General features: G+C 28.4%; 19 protein-coding genes and 1 other RNA gene. 19 read left to right on the forward strand and 1 reads right to left on the reverse strand.

Translation table 4 applies throughout. The features are described 5' to 3' along the window. Positions 1-117 precede the first annotated feature (117 nt). From QPK10_RS02550 to trmB, 7 genes are all read left to right on the forward strand, one after another. Positions 118-993, forward strand: a complete 876-nt coding sequence (locus tag QPK10_RS02550; protein ID WP_368486469.1) for a hypothetical protein — start codon at positions 118-120, stop codon at positions 991-993. A 9-nt stretch (positions 994-1,002) separates the two neighbouring features. Next, positions 1,003-1,740 carry a hypothetical protein gene (locus tag QPK10_RS02555; RefSeq protein WP_368486470.1) on the forward strand — a complete coding sequence of 246 codons (738 nt, stop codon included), beginning with the start codon at positions 1,003-1,005 and terminating at the stop codon, positions 1,738-1,740. A 99-nt stretch (positions 1,741-1,839) separates the two neighbouring features. Next, a complete protein-coding gene (locus QPK10_RS02560) occupies positions 1,840-2,721 on the forward strand; it encodes a hypothetical protein (RefSeq protein WP_368486471.1) in 882 nt (293 codons plus the stop codon). A gap of 49 nt (positions 2,722-2,770) precedes the next feature. Continuing rightward, positions 2,771-4,324 (forward strand): hypothetical protein, encoded by a 1,554-nt coding sequence (locus tag QPK10_RS02565; RefSeq protein WP_368486472.1) that lies wholly within the window; start codon positions 2,771-2,773, stop codon positions 4,322-4,324. A 103-nt stretch (positions 4,325-4,427) separates the two neighbouring features. Next, positions 4,428-4,850, forward strand: a transfer-messenger RNA (tmRNA) gene (ssrA, locus tag QPK10_RS02570). Between the two features lie 77 nt (positions 4,851-4,927). Then, positions 4,928-6,949: an EAL domain-containing protein gene (locus QPK10_RS02575; RefSeq protein ID WP_368486473.1), complete on the forward strand. Its 2,022-nt coding sequence runs from the start codon at positions 4,928-4,930 to the stop codon at positions 6,947-6,949. Then, complete coding sequence (gene trmB / locus QPK10_RS02580) at positions 6,933-7,592, forward strand: tRNA (guanosine(46)-N7)-methyltransferase TrmB (RefSeq protein ID WP_368486474.1); 660 nt, start codon at positions 6,933-6,935, stop codon at positions 7,590-7,592. The genes QPK10_RS02575 and trmB overlap by 17 nt, the downstream gene beginning before the upstream one ends. Here trmB and QPK10_RS02585 read toward each other — a convergent pair. Beyond that, positions 7,564-8,151 (reverse strand): YigZ family protein, encoded by a 588-nt coding sequence (locus tag QPK10_RS02585; protein WP_368486475.1) that lies wholly within the window; start codon positions 8,149-8,151, stop codon positions 7,564-7,566. The genes trmB and QPK10_RS02585 overlap by 29 nt on opposite strands. A 75-nt stretch (positions 8,152-8,226) precedes the next feature. Between QPK10_RS02585 and QPK10_RS02590 the strand changes: the two genes are divergently transcribed. The 12 genes from QPK10_RS02590 to rpsI all read left to right on the forward strand — a co-directional run bounded on the left by QPK10_RS02590 (position 8,227) and on the right by rpsI (position 19,903). Further along, positions 8,227-8,889, forward strand: a complete 663-nt coding sequence (locus tag QPK10_RS02590; protein WP_368486476.1) for a uracil-DNA glycosylase — start codon at positions 8,227-8,229, stop codon at positions 8,887-8,889. Positions 8,890-8,960: 71 nt separating this feature from the next. Then, positions 8,961-9,944, forward strand: a complete 984-nt coding sequence (locus tag QPK10_RS02595) for a hypothetical protein (RefSeq protein ID WP_368486477.1) — start codon at positions 8,961-8,963, stop codon at positions 9,942-9,944. Between the two features lie 157 nt (positions 9,945-10,101). Further along, complete coding sequence (locus QPK10_RS02600) at positions 10,102-11,394, forward strand: fructose PTS transporter subunit IIA (protein WP_368486478.1); 1,293 nt, start codon at positions 10,102-10,104, stop codon at positions 11,392-11,394. Positions 11,395-11,508: 114 nt separating this feature from the next. Beyond that, positions 11,509-12,240 (forward strand): hypothetical protein, encoded by a 732-nt coding sequence (locus QPK10_RS02605; RefSeq protein WP_368486479.1) that lies wholly within the window; start codon positions 11,509-11,511, stop codon positions 12,238-12,240. 63 nt (positions 12,241-12,303) lie between these two features. Continuing rightward, a complete protein-coding gene (locus tag QPK10_RS02610) occupies positions 12,304-12,645 on the forward strand; it encodes a hypothetical protein (RefSeq protein ID WP_368486480.1) in 342 nt (113 codons plus the stop codon). Between the two features lie 4 nt (positions 12,646-12,649). Next, positions 12,650-12,886 carry a hypothetical protein gene (locus tag QPK10_RS02615; protein WP_368486481.1) on the forward strand — a complete coding sequence of 79 codons (237 nt, stop codon included), beginning with the start codon at positions 12,650-12,652 and terminating at the stop codon, positions 12,884-12,886. Positions 12,887-12,986: 100 nt separating this feature from the next. Further along, the gene (locus QPK10_RS02620) at positions 12,987-14,417 is read left to right on the forward strand and encodes an MATE family efflux transporter (RefSeq protein WP_368486482.1); all 1,431 of its coding nucleotides are present in this window, start codon (positions 12,987-12,989) and stop codon (positions 14,415-14,417) included. 334 nt (positions 14,418-14,751) lie between these two features. After that, on the forward strand, positions 14,752-15,699 hold the full coding sequence (locus QPK10_RS02625) for a hypothetical protein (protein WP_368486483.1): 948 nt from the start codon (positions 14,752-14,754) through the stop codon (positions 15,697-15,699). A 65-nt stretch (positions 15,700-15,764) separates the two neighbouring features. After that, on the forward strand, positions 15,765-17,006 hold the full coding sequence (gene glyA / locus QPK10_RS02630; RefSeq protein ID WP_368486484.1) for a serine hydroxymethyltransferase: 1,242 nt from the start codon (positions 15,765-15,767) through the stop codon (positions 17,004-17,006). A 180-nt stretch (positions 17,007-17,186) separates the two neighbouring features. Beyond that, entirely contained in the window at positions 17,187-18,938 is a 1,752-nt protein-coding gene (locus tag QPK10_RS02635) for a hypothetical protein (RefSeq protein WP_368486485.1), read from the forward strand. Between the two features lie 111 nt (positions 18,939-19,049). After that, entirely contained in the window at positions 19,050-19,490 is a 441-nt protein-coding gene (rplM, locus tag QPK10_RS02640) for a 50S ribosomal protein L13 (RefSeq protein ID WP_025317856.1), read from the forward strand. An 11-nt stretch (positions 19,491-19,501) separates the two neighbouring features. Beyond that, a complete protein-coding gene (rpsI, locus tag QPK10_RS02645; RefSeq protein ID WP_368486486.1) occupies positions 19,502-19,903 on the forward strand; it encodes a 30S ribosomal protein S9 in 402 nt (133 codons plus the stop codon). Positions 19,904-19,953 lie beyond the last annotated feature (50 nt).

Here is a 19,953-nt window from a genome sequence, read left to right on the forward strand (position 1 = left end):
TTTTTAATTTTCTTTTTTCTTATATAATTAAGTTAACAAATAATGATAGAGCATTTAAAATGCCATAAAAGTCTTTGATTTTTATGGCATTTTTTATTTAAAGAAAGGACTATTTATATGAGTATCAACACCAACCCCCCTGCTAGTTTATTTATCTTGGAAGAAATCAACCTAAAATTAAAAGAAGAAACTATGTTGATTTTAAATGAATTAATTTCGTTGGAAATTCTTGATCAACAATCTTTCAAAGCTTTTGCTGATTTTAAATTAGAGTTGTTCCACGAATTATCGCAAATTAGTAGCATTAAGACAACTGCAATCGAGCAAATTTTCATGCAAAAAGAAAATTTAGTATTTATTAAAAAAAATGAGTATTTTAGATTTAAAGCAAGTATTTTTAATTTGCTTACAAATGCAACATCTCAAGAAATTATCAAGATTTCTTCAATTTTTAACTCTTTTGAGTATCAACGCAAAGAACATGTAACTCATAATAATTCATTTTTTATTAAGTGAGAACTCATGCAAAAGAAAATATTGCAAACTTTAAAAGGCAATTTTAATAGACTTGATTCAATAACACAATTAGTTTTTCAAAGTAATCCTACAACAGAATCATCAAAAGATTTAATGGGAAGTAATGGGATTATGAGTATCACGAACTTGCTAAATAATGTTAAAAATATTATATGTTTATCTTCTAATGAAAAAAATAAAAATTATTCCGAATTTAAAAAGACTATTTTTCCTATTTTTGACCTTGAGATTTTAAAAGAAAATATTAATAATGAAATTTTATTAGCAGAAATTCAGAGATTATTTAAAGACTATCATGAGAACTCACACCCTGAACCAGAAGAAGATGAGTTGGATTTTTCAAAAAAAATTTTTCAAAATGAAAAAGAAATTATATTTTTAGTTATTGAAGTTTTTAATGAAAAAGTTAATTTAATTAAGAAAAATAACAGTAATATTGATAATAATACCCGCTAGGTGAATATGATGGATGTTGAAAAAATTGTGGATATTCTTCACTATAAAAAGATAACGGAATTAGATTTAAAACTACATAAATTAAAAACACAAGAAATTAATTTAAACAAAAATATTAATATTAAAAATACCAAAGTTAATTTTAATTTAAACCATGATTTAGATGAAATTAAAATGCAATATTATGTTTTTAAAAGTACTAAAAATAAGTTAGCAATATTATTAACAAAATCAAACATTTATAAAGCAATACAAGCAACAACAGATTGAAACTTAAAAATAACATTAGCGAATAAATATTGGCAAATTAAACAAGAATATCTTGCTTTTAATTTAAAAAATTATTTTAAAGATACTTCAAATATTCTTAAATTAAAAATAAAATTAGATAAAAACCAGCAATTAATCAACAATTTAAATTATAATCTTAATAATTTAGATTTGGAAATTAATAAATTAGAGTTGTTAAATGATTCCCAAACTACAGAAACAAGGTCCTTTGATCATAATATTTCTTTAAATAAAACATATTCAATTATTTTACTGACCTTAAAAATAAAATTCCTTCATCAAAAACAAATTTTATTAAATCAGTTAGCTTTAATTCTTCCAAAATTAAAAAATTTTATTAATAAATATCAAAAGTTTTATAATGATACCATTAAAAAATTTATTGCAGAAATTAAAATGGCAATTAATAATATTACTAATCTTTTTAAACAAGTTAATTATTGTTATGAAGAATAATTTTGTTAAAAAATTTTTATTATTTTTTTAATTTAACAGATATAATTAATTTATAAAATATGAAAAAACAAAATTTTAAAATAAAAGGGGTTAAAAAAAATGGCTAATGGATTAGTTAATTTTAACTTATATGCTTTATTATTCTTATTGTTAGTTAAGATTATTTTAATAAGTTATATTTTTGGCTATTTTCGTTTATTATTTTTAACAATTTCAAAAAAACGGCATGGTACAATAATTAGTCAAGGTTTTTACTACCGTCCTTTTGTTTTTCATTTATTACATTTTATAATTTTATTAGTTTTATACCTATTATTTAATTATTTAGCCTATTATGATACTATCTTGATTTTTAATTTGGAAATTAATATTCAAGCATTTTTTACAATTTCGGTTTTATATACAACAATGGTCTATTGATTTGTCCAAAACCACAAGGATCGCTATTTACTTTTATTTTGTTTTATTTTATTTATTATTATTAATTTTATTTATAAATTAATAATTTACTTTGTCTTGCAATTACCTGCGTCGTTTATGCGCGATGGAATGTTTTTAGGAATGATTTATTTAATTATTGGGTGGTTAGTATTATTTAATTTTAATAATAAGATTAAATTATATTTTCAAGTATCCTTATTAAAATTAATAATGTGGTTAATTTCTTATCAACCACAAGGGCATTATTTAGTTATTCGCCATAAAATACAGTTAATTTTTTTAACAGATGGGATTCAGATTCTTTTTCAGATTTTATTTGATATCAATAGTTTAAAATATGAAATGCTCTTAGAACAACATCACCAAGAGTTTTTGCAAAGATGAAAGATTACAGAGGATAGCATCTGATTATTGATTTATGTTTTAATGCTTCTTAATAATGATAGTTGTTTAAAAAAAGAATCTCCCATTACAACTGATAATCCTCTGAAATTAAAATGACTTTATAAAAAGGGATGATTTCAAGTGATGTTAAATTAATTTTTCCTTATCTTTAAATAAAAGTTTAATTAATAAGGAGGAATATACAATGAAAAAACTTTTAGCCTGCTTAGGAGCATTAACTATTACAACTAGTAGTGCTTCAACAATTTTAGCTTGTAACCCCGGTTCAATAAGCAACAAAACTAAAGAAGATCCGGTGGTTAATCCAATTTTTGATAAAGATGGCAAAATTATTAAAAAATTGACTAAATGAACAGTTGATAACCCGTTATTATTTAATTCAACAAATTATCAAAGTTTAAAAGTAGAAGACCTTAAACAAGTAATTACTAACCAGTTACCGCTTGACAAAAATTATGAAGTTGTTTTAGACAATGAAACTTATCAACCGATTAATGTAAGTGGTACAGAAGTTAATAATGGGAAGGTTAATGTTTCGGTTTTACATAATGGTGCAGCAATTGCCGCATCCGATACAAAGCAATCAGTTTTTACAGTTAATTTTTTAACTAAAGAAATTAATGACGCTAAAAATCTGTGAAAAAATCTTAATGAAAAAACCTCAGGTTCAATTTCACGACTAACAGATCTTAAATTAAATTTTAATGGAGCAAAAATGCCCTTAAAAACAATCTTGGGGTTAATTCCTAGTTTGGTTAACCTTGGCAAATTACCCACAACAATCCCCACCACATTTGCAAGTGCGGATCCTAATCAAAAACAATGGACAGAATTTACTAACCAATTAACTAGACTACCTGCGATTGGTGATATAATGAAGATTACTTTTGATGAAACTTTTGAAGTAGCTTCCCGGGTAAAAATTAAAATTAGTGGAAATGTTGGGGATATTATTAATGCCCTGGCTCCTGATTTAATTCATTTCCATAATTTCTTGCTATCTCAAAAGGCGGAAAGCCACAATAATCTTATTTTGTCACTAATCCAATATTTATTTAAAAAACCAACTGATATTAATAATGATGGTTTTACAAAAATTAATTCCCAAGTAAAACACCCAATAACTACTAATCTTGATAGCATTGTGCATAATTTATTCCAACCTTGGCAGACAACAACTGGGGAAAGTTCAAAGATTACTGCACCATTTAAATTAGCTGCCATGATAAAAATACCACTATGGGGATGAGAAACTTATCAAATTAAGTGAGATTGTGGTGATATTGATTTAGGGAATAAAAATATTAATAAAATGGGAAAAGATCTTTTTAACCAACTTCTTAACCATGATCTGACAAAAGATGTTTTTTTAAAGATTGATTTAGGAAGTATCATTCCGACAATTCCCGTCCCAATTCCGTTAACTAAATTAGTTAATTCATTAATACCGGAGTTATTAGCACAACAAGGTTTCAATAATGATGAAATTACTAATAATAATTTAACAATTTTATCAGGAAAAAGTGTTTTTGAAATTACCAAGGATGGTAAAAACTGAGAGGTTGCAAATAATATTGATGATATTTTAAATGAAACAGTTAAGGATGTGCGTCTTAAAATTGAGAATTTAAAATTAAAAGTAACATCGAAAAATGATCCAACAATTTCTTTTGAAACAAACGATAATATGACAGCAACAGTAATGCTAGATATTGGTGTGAATAATATCTTAAAATAGGATATGAAAAAGAATTTTTAACTTATTAGTTAAAAATTCTTTTTATTTCTAACCTGCACGACCATCTTGAAAAATTAATTAATTTTAAGTATACTATAAGTACGGGGATGTCTTGGCTTCGACAGGAATGGTAGAATTTCATCGGCAGTAGTTTGGCAGACTATAATGCTTCTAGGTTTGAAGAAACGCAAACAAAAAAGAAAAACAAGACAAAATTGCAATGCCAGCATTTATGATGAACAATCAATTTGCTGGGGCAATGTTAGCCGCTTAGTACTCGCTGTTAGAGTTTTGGCTAATCGTTAGTGTTATTAATTGTAGATTATTAATGAGCTAATGTAGAAGAAAATTAATCTAATCGGGATTATAATTGATAATGTTATAATCTTTAAAAATAATTATCTAGTTATAAGGTTAGTTGTTTTGTCCTATTATCTTATAATGAACCAAAACTGATAAAACTAAACTGTAGAAGATGATTGGAAACTGTTTGTGGACGCGGGTTCAATTCCCGCCATCTCCACCATTTTTTTATTTTGGGCCCTTTTTCAAAAAGATTCTTGATATAATAATAACGTTAGAAATAACTGAGGTGGTAATAAAATGGGTAATATACTAAATACAATATTTGTTTACTTATTTTTTATTGGAATTTTTTCTATTATCTATATGTTTACCTGAGGGTTAGTTCGAAATTATTTTACGCGGTTTGCCTTATATTATAAGTTAATTATTGGGGGACTATTTGGAATTTTAGTTGTTCTCGCCCAGGGCTTAATTCCTTATTTTGTCAAAGATATTGATAAAAATATTGCCACCGTTTATTTACCTGTTTTATTAGGGTGAATTATTAGTGTTTTTATTTCATGAATTTCAATTATTTTATATTTGACTATTATCTTACTAGGGAATTTTGTTTTAATTCCAGCAACTAATATTGAATTTGTTCAATTATCCGGAACTGCTAGTATTTTAATTTATTTTGTTTTGTTTATTATTGCTATTATTGTCACAATTATTGGGTCATATTTAAAATGAACACAGTGAACAATGTGATCATTAATTACTTTAATTTCCTTTATTCTAGTGTCAATTGTAACATTAACTACCCATCAAAGTGATTCCTTTACCAAGGGCTTAGTTGAAGAATTAAATGTTTTAATTTGAATTGCCTTTAGTTATCTTGGCTATGGGATTGAATGAATTATTGAAGTAATTTATGAACATGCGATTAAATTACAAAATATCATTGAATATGATCGGACAACTTACATTCGTGAGGCATTAGCCCATGAGGCAATTTATGATTTAATTAATCGCCAGAAAATACAACGGGGCGTTTACTTTACCTTTGAAATTAATAATATTAATAAATTAGATAAAATTGTCAGTGGAAATATCAAAAATAAAATTATTGATGTTGTTGCCCGCCAAGTTTTTAACCAATGGCAAAATGATGATGTGTTATTTTTTAAAGCTAGTTTAAACCATTTTGGGATTTTCTTACCGTTTGATAAGAATTTAAAAGTAGAAATTAATACTTTATTAGAAAATAACCGGCTTAAACAGCGTCCCGCTGATGATGTTTTAAAAAAATTTGAAAACCTTTTAGAAAAAGTTAACACCACTTTTGCCTTACATAATTATAAGATTACTATTAAATTACAAGGATATGCTTCAATTTATGGAATTCAATCAAACAATTTAGAGAAGTTAAAAGAATATAATATTACCACGGCTGATAACCGTAATAATATTGAATATGAAAACCAAGTAATTTTTGCCGATATTGCTGAAATTCGTGAGATCAAAACCCAAAAAAGAAATATTTTAGCTTTAAATGAATCAACTAATCTTGAAAAAATTATTAGTTTATTTTATCCTGTTATTAATGTTGAAGATAACTACCAAGTTGAATTTAACTATACTAGTAATCTTGTGAATGGGTCAACATTAGAATCATTTTATGATAATGACTTAAAAAATGTCTTCTTAAAAACTGAGCAACATATTTTATCCCGTTTTAATGCTGCTTTAAATATTAAGAATTTTAAAAAATTAAATGATTATCTGGAACGAAAAGTCTTTATATCTTATTCAGCAAACTTTATTGCTAGTGAAATGTTTAACTTAAAAAAATTTGCCACTAAATTAATTGAGTTAAAAATTAAACCGTCGAATTTAATCTTAACTTTTGATTTAAAAGAACCAAGTTTTAATACTAAATTATTTACTAAAAACTTAGCGTTAATTCGCAAGTTAGGTATTAGTATTGCGGTTAAAAATTTAGGAAGTGATAATACGGATGTTACTAGTTTATATCACTATCAACCAGAATTTGGTCTAATCGCCCCAGAAGTTATCCGCGAAATGTTTATCCATTTACATAACCAAGAATTAATTAAAGACCTCATTTTATTAGCAAAGAAATTAGGAATTAATTTAGTTGCTCCCCAAGTAAATAGTTACTTAACTTATAAAAAACTTAATGAATTTGGAATTAATTATATGTTAGGAAATTTATTTGGTTATTTTGAAGAACCACAAACCACAATTAACAATGAAGTCCGTTATTTATTATTAAAGAATCTTACGAAAGGAGATAAAAATGCGCTTAAGAAATAAACCATGGGCAAATGAATATCTTAATGACCATCCTGAATTTTGCATTGCTCATCCTGAACAGTACCGAGGACATTGAACTTCGGAAGTTTTTAAAAATGACAAGCCTCTAAATATTGAAATTGGAACTGGTAAGGGTGATTTTATTATTAATTTAGCCAAGGCGAACCCTAATCAAAATTATGTGGGGATTGAAAAATATCCATCCGTTTTAGTTATTGCCTTAAAAAAACTGGTAGCTGAAAATTTAGGGAATTTAAAATTATTATCCTATGATGCTATTAAATTAAAGGATATCTTTGCTAACAATGAGATTAACAAAATATATTTAAATTTTTCTGATCCGTGGCCAAAAAAACGCCATCAAAATCGGCGTTTAACAAGTAAGCCCTTTTTAGCTTTGTACCAAGATATTTTACAAAATGATGGTGAAATTCATTTTAAAACTGATAATGATAATTTGTTTGCTTTTTCATTAACTACCTTCCAAGAAAATCACTGAAATATTATTGATTATACTAATGATTTATATAGTAGTAAATATTTAGATAATAATATTCCAACGGAATATGAAAAACGTTTTGTGGCCATGCATAAGAATATTAATTATTTATATGCTAAGAAAAGTGATAAGATAATTGGTTAAGATTTAAGGTCCTTGTTAGTTCGTCCTTATTCTTCTCATCTACAATTCCAGTTAATTTAACGTTATCAGCATGATAACTTTTTTTAATATTAGTAATTAAATAATTTCGACAAATTTCATCAACCAGCTTGCTTTTGGCAAGATGAAAATTAATTGTTAAAGAGGTTTGGTGGAGATATTCAGCAATGGTTACTTGTTTTAAAGTTTCACTAACACTATGGGCATAAGCTCTAATTAAGCCACCGGCTCCTAATTTAATTCCACCAAAATAACGGATAGTTAAACAAACAATGTTTGTTAAGTTGTGGTGATTTAATACTTCTAGCATTGGCTTACTAGCGGTATTAGTTGGTTCTCCATCATCATTTTTGCGGATGATATCCTTATTTTTACCAATAATATAAACATAACAGTTGTGGGTTGCACTCAAATCCTGATGGGTTGCTAAAAAAGCCTGGGCTGCTGCTTCTGTATCCACAGTTTTTAATAAACAAATAAATTTTGATTTTTTAATAATTGTTTGGGATGTTAAGAGATCAGGGTTTTTAACAATATTCATAGGAAACCTCATTATTTTTACTTTCTTTGATTATAATAATTATATAATAAAGGTAAACAGATAAGGAGAAATAAAATGTGACTTAAATATTTGTCAGAATGAAAACCATTCTTTGAACAAGAAAGCAAAAAACCTTATTTTATTAAATTAGTTAGTACAATTCAAAAAGAATACCAAACCAAAACATGCTATCCTGCCCAAGAAAATATTTTAGCGTTGTTTAATACAATTACTCCAAGCAAAATTAAAGTAGTAATTATTGGGCAAGATCCTTATCACAATAAAGGGCAAGCAAATGGGTTATCTTTTAGTGTTAATGATGGTGTTAAATTGCCACCTAGTTTGGTTAATATTTTTAAAGAATTACAAAAAGATTTAAATATTGACCATTTTGAAAGTGGTAATTTAATTGGCTGAGTCAAACAGGGTGTTTTTTTATACAATACAATTTGTACAGTCGTTGAAAAATCACCACTAAGTCATAAGGATATTGGCTGGTTAGAATTTAGTACTAATTTATTAATTTATTTAAATGAAATTCGTGATGACATTATTTATGTTTTATGGGGTAGTTATGCGCAAAATTTTGCTCCATATATTAAAAATAAAGATAATATTATTAAGGGAGCTCATCCCTCACCGTTTAGTTACCACTTATTTAAAGATCAACATTTTTTTCAACAAATTAATGCACTATTAATAAAAAACAAAAAAAAGTCTATTGATTGAAAAATGTAAGGTATAATAATTACATGAATTATTTAGGATTATTATGCGAGTGCTAAAGAATAAAGGATTGAGAGGCGACTATGAGCTTATTAGCGAGTTTTAGTGACATATCAAAAATATTATATAGTAACAAGATGGCTTACTTTGCTAGTGCAGTAGTCGGGGTCCTTTTTTTAGTTTATTGTGTATATAATGGGTTATATTTTTTAATTAATCCGAAAAAATACCATGGAATTCGATTTACAACTAAAAATATTGCTTATATCACAATGCTATCAGCAGTTTCTGCAACTGTCACAATTATAATTTCAGTAACCGTGCCAATCACAGTGTTCCCACCGATTAGGATTGCTTTTGAGGGACTAATGGTCAAGATTAGTGGCTTTATTTTTGGACCAATTGTCGGATTATTATCAGGGGTAGTTACTGATATGATTGTAATGTTATTTGTTCCTTCTTATGTCCATGTGGCTTATATTATTGTAATTGCTTCGTTTGGGTTTATTTCGGGTTGTGTTTCTTCTTTAAACCGTGCAGTTGGTCAACGGAAATGAGTTTTATTTTTATTAACTAATATTTTTATTATTGTGTTTGGAACTTTTGCCAGTCTGATGACATGATATTCACCCGTTGATACGATTGAATTATTTGCCGGTTTAAAAACTAATAAAGATGTCTTAGTTTATATTATTGCAATTGGAACCGGGGCTTCATTAGTAATTATTTGAATTATTATGTTTGTGTACCGTTATTTTGATAAAAATAAACAACACTATTGAGACTTAGTCGCCGTTATTATGTTAGCTGTTATTAACGAATACTGAGTAACCACGCTAATCTCCGCCTGGGGAGATATTGCCTTCCTAACAGTGTCCCAGAATAAGAATTCGGGAACTGATGGTTATGGAGTAACAATGATCTCCCGTTTAGCAATGGCCCCGGTTAAAATTCTCTTTAACTCGGCAATTATTTATATTACCTACCGCGCAATTTCACCGTTAATTCATAAGGATACGAATGATGTTTTGCAAGATAAAGTTAAAGTAAAACCAATGTTAAAATAGGTTTTACTTTTTTATTTGCTAAAAAATAATAAAAAAATTCATAAATATTAAAATTTAAAAATAATATATTTTTTTCCAATTTAATATAATTAACCAAAAAAAGTATTGCAAAAAAAAAAAAAAAAGCGCATAATTCATTTGAAAGGAGAAATACAGAATGGAAATAGATCATAAATTATTTAATGAATCGCATATTGTTTTAGAATCAAAGGCAAAAAGTCAACAAGAAGCTTTCCAAGAATTGGCGGAATTAGCTTTTAAATTAGGGTATGTTACTAGTGTTGAAGCTCTGGTTGCTGGATTTACAAAACGAGAAAGTGAATCATCAACTGGGTTTGAAGATGGCTTTGCCATTCCCCATGCATTAATTCCGGAAGTTACAAAACCAGCAATTTTGTTCTTACGAATGGCAAATGGGGTTGATTGAAAATCAATGGATGGTAAACCAACAAAAATTGCCATTGCAATTATTATTCCTGGTGATAAGGCAACAGAACTTCACTTAGATGTGTTAAGTTCAATTTCAGTTAAATTAGTGGATAAAGGTTTTCGTGATAATTTAAAACATGCCAAAACACCACAAGAAGTTTTAACATTAATGGGTAGTGATGTTAAACAAAGTAAAAAAGTAGTTCCAACTGGTAAAACAATTGTTGGAGTTTCAGCTTGTACAACTGGGGTTGTTCATACCTATATGTGTAAAGAACTCCTAGAACAAGCTGGGGCAAAAATGGGATATAATATCCACATTGAATGTCAAGGACAAAAGGGATTAGAATACGAAATTCCGAAAAAAATGCTTGATGAAGCAGAAGTTGTTATTTTGGCAAATGATGTGGGAATTGATATGGACCGTTTTATTGGGAAAAAAGTTTATCCCTGTGGAACTGCCCCCGTTGTTAAAGATGCTGAAAAAGTAATTAAAGATGCTTTAGCAAAAGGTTATATTTACGGAGAAAGTAATGATAATTCTGACTTTATTGCTAACTCTGGACGGGGGAAACCAGCCATCTTAAAACACTTATTAAGTGGGGTTTCGTACATGATTCCGTTCGTTGTGTTTGCGGGATTATGTTTTGCGATTATGTCAGGAATTGCGAAGGGAACTTATGGTGATGGCTTTGGCTTTGGTTCATCATGAAATATTGGCCAAACTGCAGCGGATGGCCATGTTATTACGTTAGCAGATTGAGGAGCAACAAAAAACTTTAACTTATTGCAAATGGCGCATGTGTTAATGATTATTAACAATATTGCCAATATTGGTTTTGGTTTAATGATCCCAATTATGGGAGGTTATATTGCCTTCTCAATTGCGGGAAGACCAGCCATTGCCCCAGCAATGATTGTCACTTATATGTTAGTTAATCCTGGATCAGGATTATGGTGAGACTTTAATGGAGCGTTAAACTTGAATGGAGGAGTTATTGATGCTCATCAACCATTCTAAGGAAATGCTAATAACTCATGAACATTATTTGGGGCTATCTATGCCGGATTAATTTGTGGATACCTAGTAAAATATGTTAATTCATGAAAAGTACCAAAATGATTAGCACCAATTATGCCAATTATTATTATTCCATTATTCTGTACCGCAATCGTGGCAATTCCAACAGCATTCTTATTAGCTGCTCCCTTTGGATATGTCATGGGTGGTTTAGATTATGGTTTAAGTTGAATGGGAATTCACCCTAACATTGGTTTCTTAGTTGGTTTAATCTTAGGAGCAATGGTTGGTTTTGACATGGGAGGACCAATCAATAAAATTGCCGTACTAGTAGCAACTTCAATGATGGTGCAAGACCATGGTCGTTTAATGGGACCGGTTGCTGCTGCGATTCCAATTGCCCCATTAGGATGTGCCTTAACATCAACTGTTTTGGGGAGAAAATTATTTACCGCCCAAGAAAAATCATTAGGTTGAAATGCTTGACTATTAGGATTTATGGGAATTTCAGAATCAGCAATTCCGTTTGCAGCTCGTGATACATGACGAACAATTGTTGCAAATGTTGTTGGTTCAGCTGTGGCCGGAGCGTTAGCCTTTGCCTTCAATGTTGCTGGACACGTTGGAGCGTGAGGTTCATTCATCATTGCCCTATTTGGCGGGGTAACTGATACTGCGGGTAACTATATTGGAATTCTTTGATACATTATTGCAATGTTAATCGGAACTGTAGTACAATCATTAATATATACTTCATTACTATTACAAAAAGAAGGTTTATACAAAAAAACCGTACTTACTATTTTTGGAAAATTCCGTAAAGAAAAAAATAGTATTCAAAAATAACAATAATTAAATAGCAAGTATTTTAAATACTTGCTATTTTTATTAAATAAAGGACTGGGATAAATGAAAAAGCGTCATTGATGATTTGAAAGTGAATATGGGAAAGCATTTGTTAATATTGAAGATGATAACCTTGTTATTAAAAACCGGGGGGTTGTTACTTTTGGTTTGCATAAAAAACGGGATGTTAAGATTAAAATTAGTGATATTAAAGAAATTATTATTCAAAAACCAAAATTATTTCAAAGTGGGTATCTTTATTTTGTACTTACCGATGAAATTCCAGAAACTGATCCCGCTAAAATTGTATTATTAAATAATAGTGTTAATATTAAATGGAAAGACGAATTAGTGTATGCTTATGAAATTAAGGCAGCAATCGAGGAAAAAAACCAAGGAGCGTAACTGAATGAAGCTAGAAGTTTTGATATCGTTAATTATTTTAATTGTTTTTACAATTATTGGGGTAATTTGCACAATTTTCCATATTTATGCTAAAAATAAGCGGATTAATGCGGGATTTGTGGCGGAGAGTAATTTAAGCTTAGCGAATCGTATTAAACGTAATTTGTGATTATTTTTTGCTTGTTTATCAGGGGCGATTGCTCTAGCCGCCTTGATATATTTGATCCAATCAGTCACTTAATTTTTTATTTTTTTTGTTAAAAATTAAGGTGATTTCCTATTAATTTTTTAGAAAAAAGATAAAATATTCTTAGTAATTATTAGAGTAGGATTTAGCGATTGTGAATACGTTTGAACAACAAGAACCAAAATTGCCAGGAAAGGACAAAAATCTTTTTTTTGCTAAATTAAAAATTAAAGATGCCAAACTTATTTGGAAGTTAACATTTCCAATTTTTTTACAATTATTTTTTAATGTTTTAATTATCCAAATTAATACCGTGGTTATTAGTTGGTATGTTGATGGACTGTATTTTCCTGTTGTTACAAAAGCAACAATTGCTTTTAACTTTCTACAATTTACCCCGAGTTTAATTGCCTCTGGAACTTTAATTGTCTGTGGTAATTTAATTGGTCAGCAACGGGAAAATGAATTATCAGATGTAATTGTCTCAGGGTTGGTTGTTAACTTTTTAATTTGTACTTGCTTAGCATTTATTATGTTTATGATTGCTCCGTTCTTATTGTCAGCTTTAAGTGCGCAGGATACAAATATTCCTGGCACTAACATTAATGAGTTACAATTTGCAATTCAATATTATCGCTTTTTATTATTAAGAATGATTGTAATGAGTATTACCCAGGTTTTCATTAGTGGTTTACAAGCTTGTAAACATAACCGTCATGTTATGATTGGGGCAATTATTTCTAATATTATTGATATTATTATTGTTACTTTAATGTTATTTGTTTTTAAAATTAATATTTTATATACAGCTTTTGCTATTGTGATTGCGGGAGTTTTCCAATTGTTTTATATGTTAGGTTTTAACTTAAAATATATTAATTATCAAAATGGCCATCATTTTTTTAAAAAGATTAAGTTAAAATTTATTAAAGAAACTGTTTTTTTAGGGGTTCCAATTGCTGCTGAAATGGGAATTTGAAATGTCGCTAATTTAATTAACCAAATGGCAATTGCGAAACTGGGCGATGAATTATTAAGTCTCAACCGAGCGGTAAGTACTGTTATTCAGTATGCCACTGTTTTTACCCAAGCATTAGCAACCGTTTGTTCTGTTTTAGTTGCTAACAAAATTGGTGAAGATGATAAAGAAGGGGCATATCAATATGGGATTCAATGTTGAAAATTTGCCACCTATGTTTCTTTTGTTGGTAGTCTAATTATCTTAGCTTTAACTTACCCGTTACTAAAAATTTTTAATATGCCAACAAACTTAATTAATAATTGTGGGTATTATTTATTTTTGATTCTTGTTTTTAAAATGACTTGTGATACGGTTAATTTAACAATTTTACGAGCACTTTGAGCAGCCAATGACGTGTGATTCCCCTTAATTGTTTCAATCTTTTCAATGTTTATTTGACAAGATGCCTTTGCTTTTATGATTATTAGTGGTTTCAAAGTAACGGGCACTCTCGGATTAATATTAATCTATTTAGGAACAACAGGTGATCCAATTACCCGTTCACTAATTTATGCGCGACGATGAGTAAAACGAACTTGGTATAAATATGCGAAAAAATTATAGGGTTGCTTTAATTGCATTTATATTTATCTTATGTTTTAATTAAAATAGTTTTATTTATAAAAGTGAGAGATTAAATAGAACTATTTTGACAATATTTTAAATTAATAACCTTAGAATAAAAATTAATGCCATAAAAACACAAAAGTACTTTAATAAAATTTATTGAATGTAAAAGTAAGCACCGTTCGGAAAAATTTAATTTTAAAATTAAAATAGTTAGTTAACTATTATTTTAATGACGAAATTATGAATTTTTTAAAATAAATTTTGTTAAAAGTATTATTTATCAAATAAATAATACTTTTTTGTTGTTTAGAAGAAAGGAAATAGCTAAATGTTGAAGCAACGATTTAAATATTTTATTTTATCATGAACAATAATATTATTTTTAATAATGTTAGGTTTAGGTTTAGGATTATCTGCCTATGGATTAGGGATGCAATCGCGCAATTTTGCTTATAGTATTAAAGATTATATTGATGAAATTTTACCAAAAGGTAAATATACTGTTGATACTGATATAATAAGTCAGTTTGCGCTAAAAAATAAAATTGGAATTAATCCCGCGACTGGGACATATTATGATGATCCCAATACGGTCGCGACAGATTTATTATTAGATGAAAGTTATTCTTCTCTAGATTTAGGACCATCTGCTTTTTATGAGAGCGGACTAGCTTGGTTGGGAGAGCACCAAGCAATTAGTAATTTATTAGCCCCTAATTATCAACAAACAGATTTTTATTTAGGAACTGGAAAATGAGATTTATCGCAAAAATTTCAATGAATAACTCATTCTAATGCCTTTCCTTATAATGCTAAAGGAAGCCAAAAAGAATTAAAATGTGATGAAACCTTGGTAAAAAAGGGAACTTGTCGAGTGGTTGATGGTAAAATCCAACTTTGAGAAGCTAGTGATTATCAGGGAATTGCCCATTGGGATGCTGTTAAAGCACAGGAAAAAGCCGACACTTTTAACCAATATTTAGGTCAATTTGCAATAATTTTAGTCCATGCTAAAGTTGATACAAATGGAAAGTTAATTCCGCAATTAGATGATAAAGGACATACAATTAAGTTAACTACAGAAGAAAAAACCCGTTTAACATCAACAACACCAGCTAACTTTTACCACCTAGACTATGCCAAAGCATTTTATCAAACCCGGGTTGGAACTGTTTTTTTAATAATCTTAACCCCAATTATTGGTATCTTGGGAATTGCTGGAGTAATCATTACTTTCCGTTGTTTTCCAAATGGATTAAATAATTCTACAAAATAGTAAATAAATCTTTACTATTTTTTCTTTTTTAATTTACAATATTAGAAAAGAGAAAGAGGTGTGAAATGACTAAAATAATAAATCCCAAGATTAAAAATTTAATGAATTTAGAATTAAAGCGTCAACAAGATCATGTTGAATTAATTGCTTCAGAAAATTATGTTTCTGAAGCTGTTTTAGCTACAGTTGGTTCAATATTAACTAATAAATATTGTGAAGGTTATCCGCATAAAAGATATTATGGAGGATGTGAATACATTGATGAAATTGAACAGCTAGCAATTGATACAATTAAGAAAATTTTTGGGGCTGATCATGCGAATGTCCAACCTCATTCTGGGAGCCAAGCTAATGCTGCTGCTTATTTTGCTTTATTAAATCCCGGTGATTCGGTATTAGCAATGGATTTATCAGCAGGTGGTCATTTAACTCATGGCCACAAAGTTAATTTTTCGGGTAAATTATATAATTTTCATGGCTATGGAGTTAATCCGGAAACCGAAATGCTAGATTATGATGCCATTGAAAAACAAGCCCTTGAATTAAAACCTAAACTAATAGTGGCGGGAGCAAGTGCTTATTCGCGGGAAATTAATTTTAAACGTTTTAAAGAAATTGCTGACAAAGTAGGAGCTTATTTTATGGTTGATATTGCCCATATTGCTGGTTTAATTGCTGCCGGGTTACATCCCAGTCCAATTCCATATGCGGATGTTGTCACTTCAACAACCCATAAAACTTTACGCGGGCCACGCGGGGGATTAATTCTTTGTAAGGAACAATGAGCTAAAAAAATTAATAGTGCTGTTTTTCCTGGTAATCAGGGTGGACCACTAGAACATGTGATTGCGGGAAAAGCCCAAGCGTTTTTAGAAGCGCTGGAGCCTGATTTTAAAATTTATCAACAACAAATAATTAATAATGCCAAAACTTTAGCCCAAGTATTTATTGACAATAATTGCAAGGTAATCTCTAACGGAACTGATAATCATCTGCTAATGATTGATGTTAAAACTAGTTTTAATTTAACTGGTGCCCAAGCTGAAGAAATTCTGCAAAAAATTGGAATTATTTCTAATAAAAATATGATTCCTTTTGACCAAGAAACCCCAGTTGTTACAAGCGGTATTCGTTTAGGAACTCCCGCGATGACAACCAGAGGTTTTAAAGAACAAGAATTTTTAGAATTAGGTAAAATTATTATTAGTGTCTTAACAGATTATAGTGACCACAATTTAGTTCTTAACCAAACTAAAGTTCGTGATTTATTAGCAAGATTTCCAATTTATCAAGATATTAAATACTAAACAAGTACTTAATTAATTTTTTAAGAATGAAAAAAAGTTTATAATTTACTATTAATAAGATGGATATTATAAGTTAATGATTGTTATAATTAAGACATAGTTAACTGAGTACGAAAAGTGCCAAAAAATATTTTTTGGCACTTTTTATATCTTTTAATTAAAAATAAAAGGAAACAAATTATGAAAGAAATATTATTTGATGATGAAAAATTAATAAAATTATGAAATGATTTTAACGAAAATTATGATGAATTAATAAAAATAAATGCTAAATTTGCTGATTTAAAAGATAAGATGCTTAAATTTACAAACATATGATTGCAAAATAAAGAAACCTTATTACTTAATTTTAACGAACAAAATGAGCGTTTTATAATTATTCAGAAAAATATGAAGGATTCGTTAGATCATTGGTTAGTTAAAGATGTTTTAAGTATTTTAAATTTGACAGAGATTAAAAAACTCCACAAAATTCGTTATAATTTGAGTAATTTATGAGCTAGTATTACTAGTAAAGAAAATAAACTTAAAAAATTACGAGGTCTTATAGTTTATTATCAAAATTTATACTCATTTTTTACAAAATATTATGCTAATTTAAAAACTCAATTTAATAGTTTAACTGATTTAAATGGTGAAAAGGAAATTAAAATTAAAACTGCCATTGGTAAAATACTAACAATTTCAGAAAAAGAAATTAATGTAATGAATGAAAATATTGAAAAGTATCATTACTCAAGTAACAAACCTAGCAGAATTTTCTTAAAATTTAAAGAATTTTTAACAAAATACTCTGTTAATAAAAATGATAATTTTATAGGTTACCCTTTTGATAATCTATTAAACTTGCCAGCAGAAGAAATGGTAGATAAACAATTAAATTATATTTTTCAATGAGTTACAAAGCAAAAAAATAAAATATTACTTTATGATCTACATATAAAAAATGATTTAGATATCGTATTTAATTATTTAGAAAAAACATGAGCAGAAATTCAAAAATTAGTGGATGATTTTGAGAGAACTATTCTTAATTATCTAATGTTACCATTTAATTTAGAATATATATGATTAAGTTTACATGATTCAAACTTTCCCTGGTTTGATCGGAAAGATTATGTTAATTTGCCTCAGGAATTTCCAAATCAAGAAATTAGAAAAAATGTTAATATGTTACAACAAAATATCAATTTTTGCCTTGAAAAAATATTATTAATTGAAGAATTTCTAGATTATAATTTAAGCCCTGGATTATACCAAATGGAGTCGCCAGACCCAGCTAAATTTTTAGATTTCAAGCAGCAAATATTAAATATAACGACAATCAAAGTATTAACAATTAAAAAATTCAAAAAATGAAATAATAACTGAAACTTAAAAATTAAAAATGAACATTTATTATTGGGAGAAATTGATAAAATTTTAGAAGGGTATCAATTTTTGGATAAAAAATATCCAAAAGAAGAGTCTCCTAGTTGAATTTTAGAAGATTCAACTTTTGGCAATAATAAATGTCTTAACCAATGAATTTATGATTCATCATATTTAAAAATTTTTCGAAATAATCCTGAAGAAGCCCAAGACCTTCTTTATAGAATTAATGATTGTTTAAATAATTATTCTTATGTTGGAAACACGGATTGGCAAGGAAAATTAATAGAATTAAAAGAAATGTACATAACAGAATTAAGTCCAAAGATATGGGATAAATGAGCAATCTTACATCAAGATAAAATTAAAAAATTTACTAGTGATATTTATACCAATAGAAATCGGATTAAATATTACACTGCTTTAGGGATCAAAAACAAATTTACTAGTTTTCATCGAGAGCAAATTACGCACAGATCTAAAGAAATTGAGTGTCAAAAACAGCTAATTAACGAAAAAGAACAAATCTTAGATAGTGAAAATAATAAACAAATCAAATAAAAATCTCAGATATTATCTAGAATTGATTGAATCACTACTAATTTTTATATATAATATATTTGCTTTATACATTAAACCCTGGTACGGAATGATGTAAGGAGGCAAGAGCCAATGAGACAAACAACTATCTTAAATTCAGCGAAAGTTGAAAAGAAATGATATGTTATTGATGCTCAAGGTCTAGTTTTAGGACGATTAGCAAGTAAAGTTGCAATGATCTTAAAAGGAAAAAATAAACCAGCTTATACACCCCATGTTGATTGTGGTGATAATGTTATTATTATTAATGCTGATAAAATAGTATTAACAGGTAATAAATTAAAAGGTAAAATCTATTATCACCACTCACAACATCCTGGTGGGTTGAAAAAAACAGCTGCAAAAGATATGTTAGTTAAAAAACCAATTTATCCAGTTGAACATGCAATTAAAGGAATGTTACCAAAGAATAAATTAGGAGCCCAATTATTCCGTAATTTATTTGTGTATGCTGGTAATGACCATCCACATCAAGCACAACAACCAATTAAGTTAGAATTAACTACTAAATAAAGGAGTCGAATATGGCAAAAAAACAAGAAGTTATATATCGTGGAACTGGGCGTCGAAAATCATCGATCGCACAAGTTGTTTTAACTCCTGGTAAAGGTAATGTGATTGTGAATGGAAAACCAGCTTTGGAATTCTTTCCATATGCTACTTTGGTACAAGACTTGGAACAACCTTTAGAAATTACAGGAGTAAAATCTGACTTTGATATTAATGTTAAAGTTTCAGGTGGTGGATTTACTGGACAAGCAGGAGCAACAAGATTAGGAATCGCAAGAGCACTAGTTGAAGCTTCACAAGATTATAAAACCCTTTTAAGACATGCTGGAATGCTAACTCGTGATGCTCGGATTAAAGAACGTAAAAAATATGGTCTACGAGGAGCTAGAAGAGCACCGCAATACTCAAAAAGATAGATGCTTATGAGAGAAAAGTACACTGTGTGTACTTTTTATTTATTTATTCT

This window comes from Spiroplasma sp. DGKH1, from assembly GCF_040940205.1.
GTDB lineage: Bacteria > Bacillota_I > Bacilli_A > Mycoplasmatales > Mycoplasmataceae > Spiroplasma.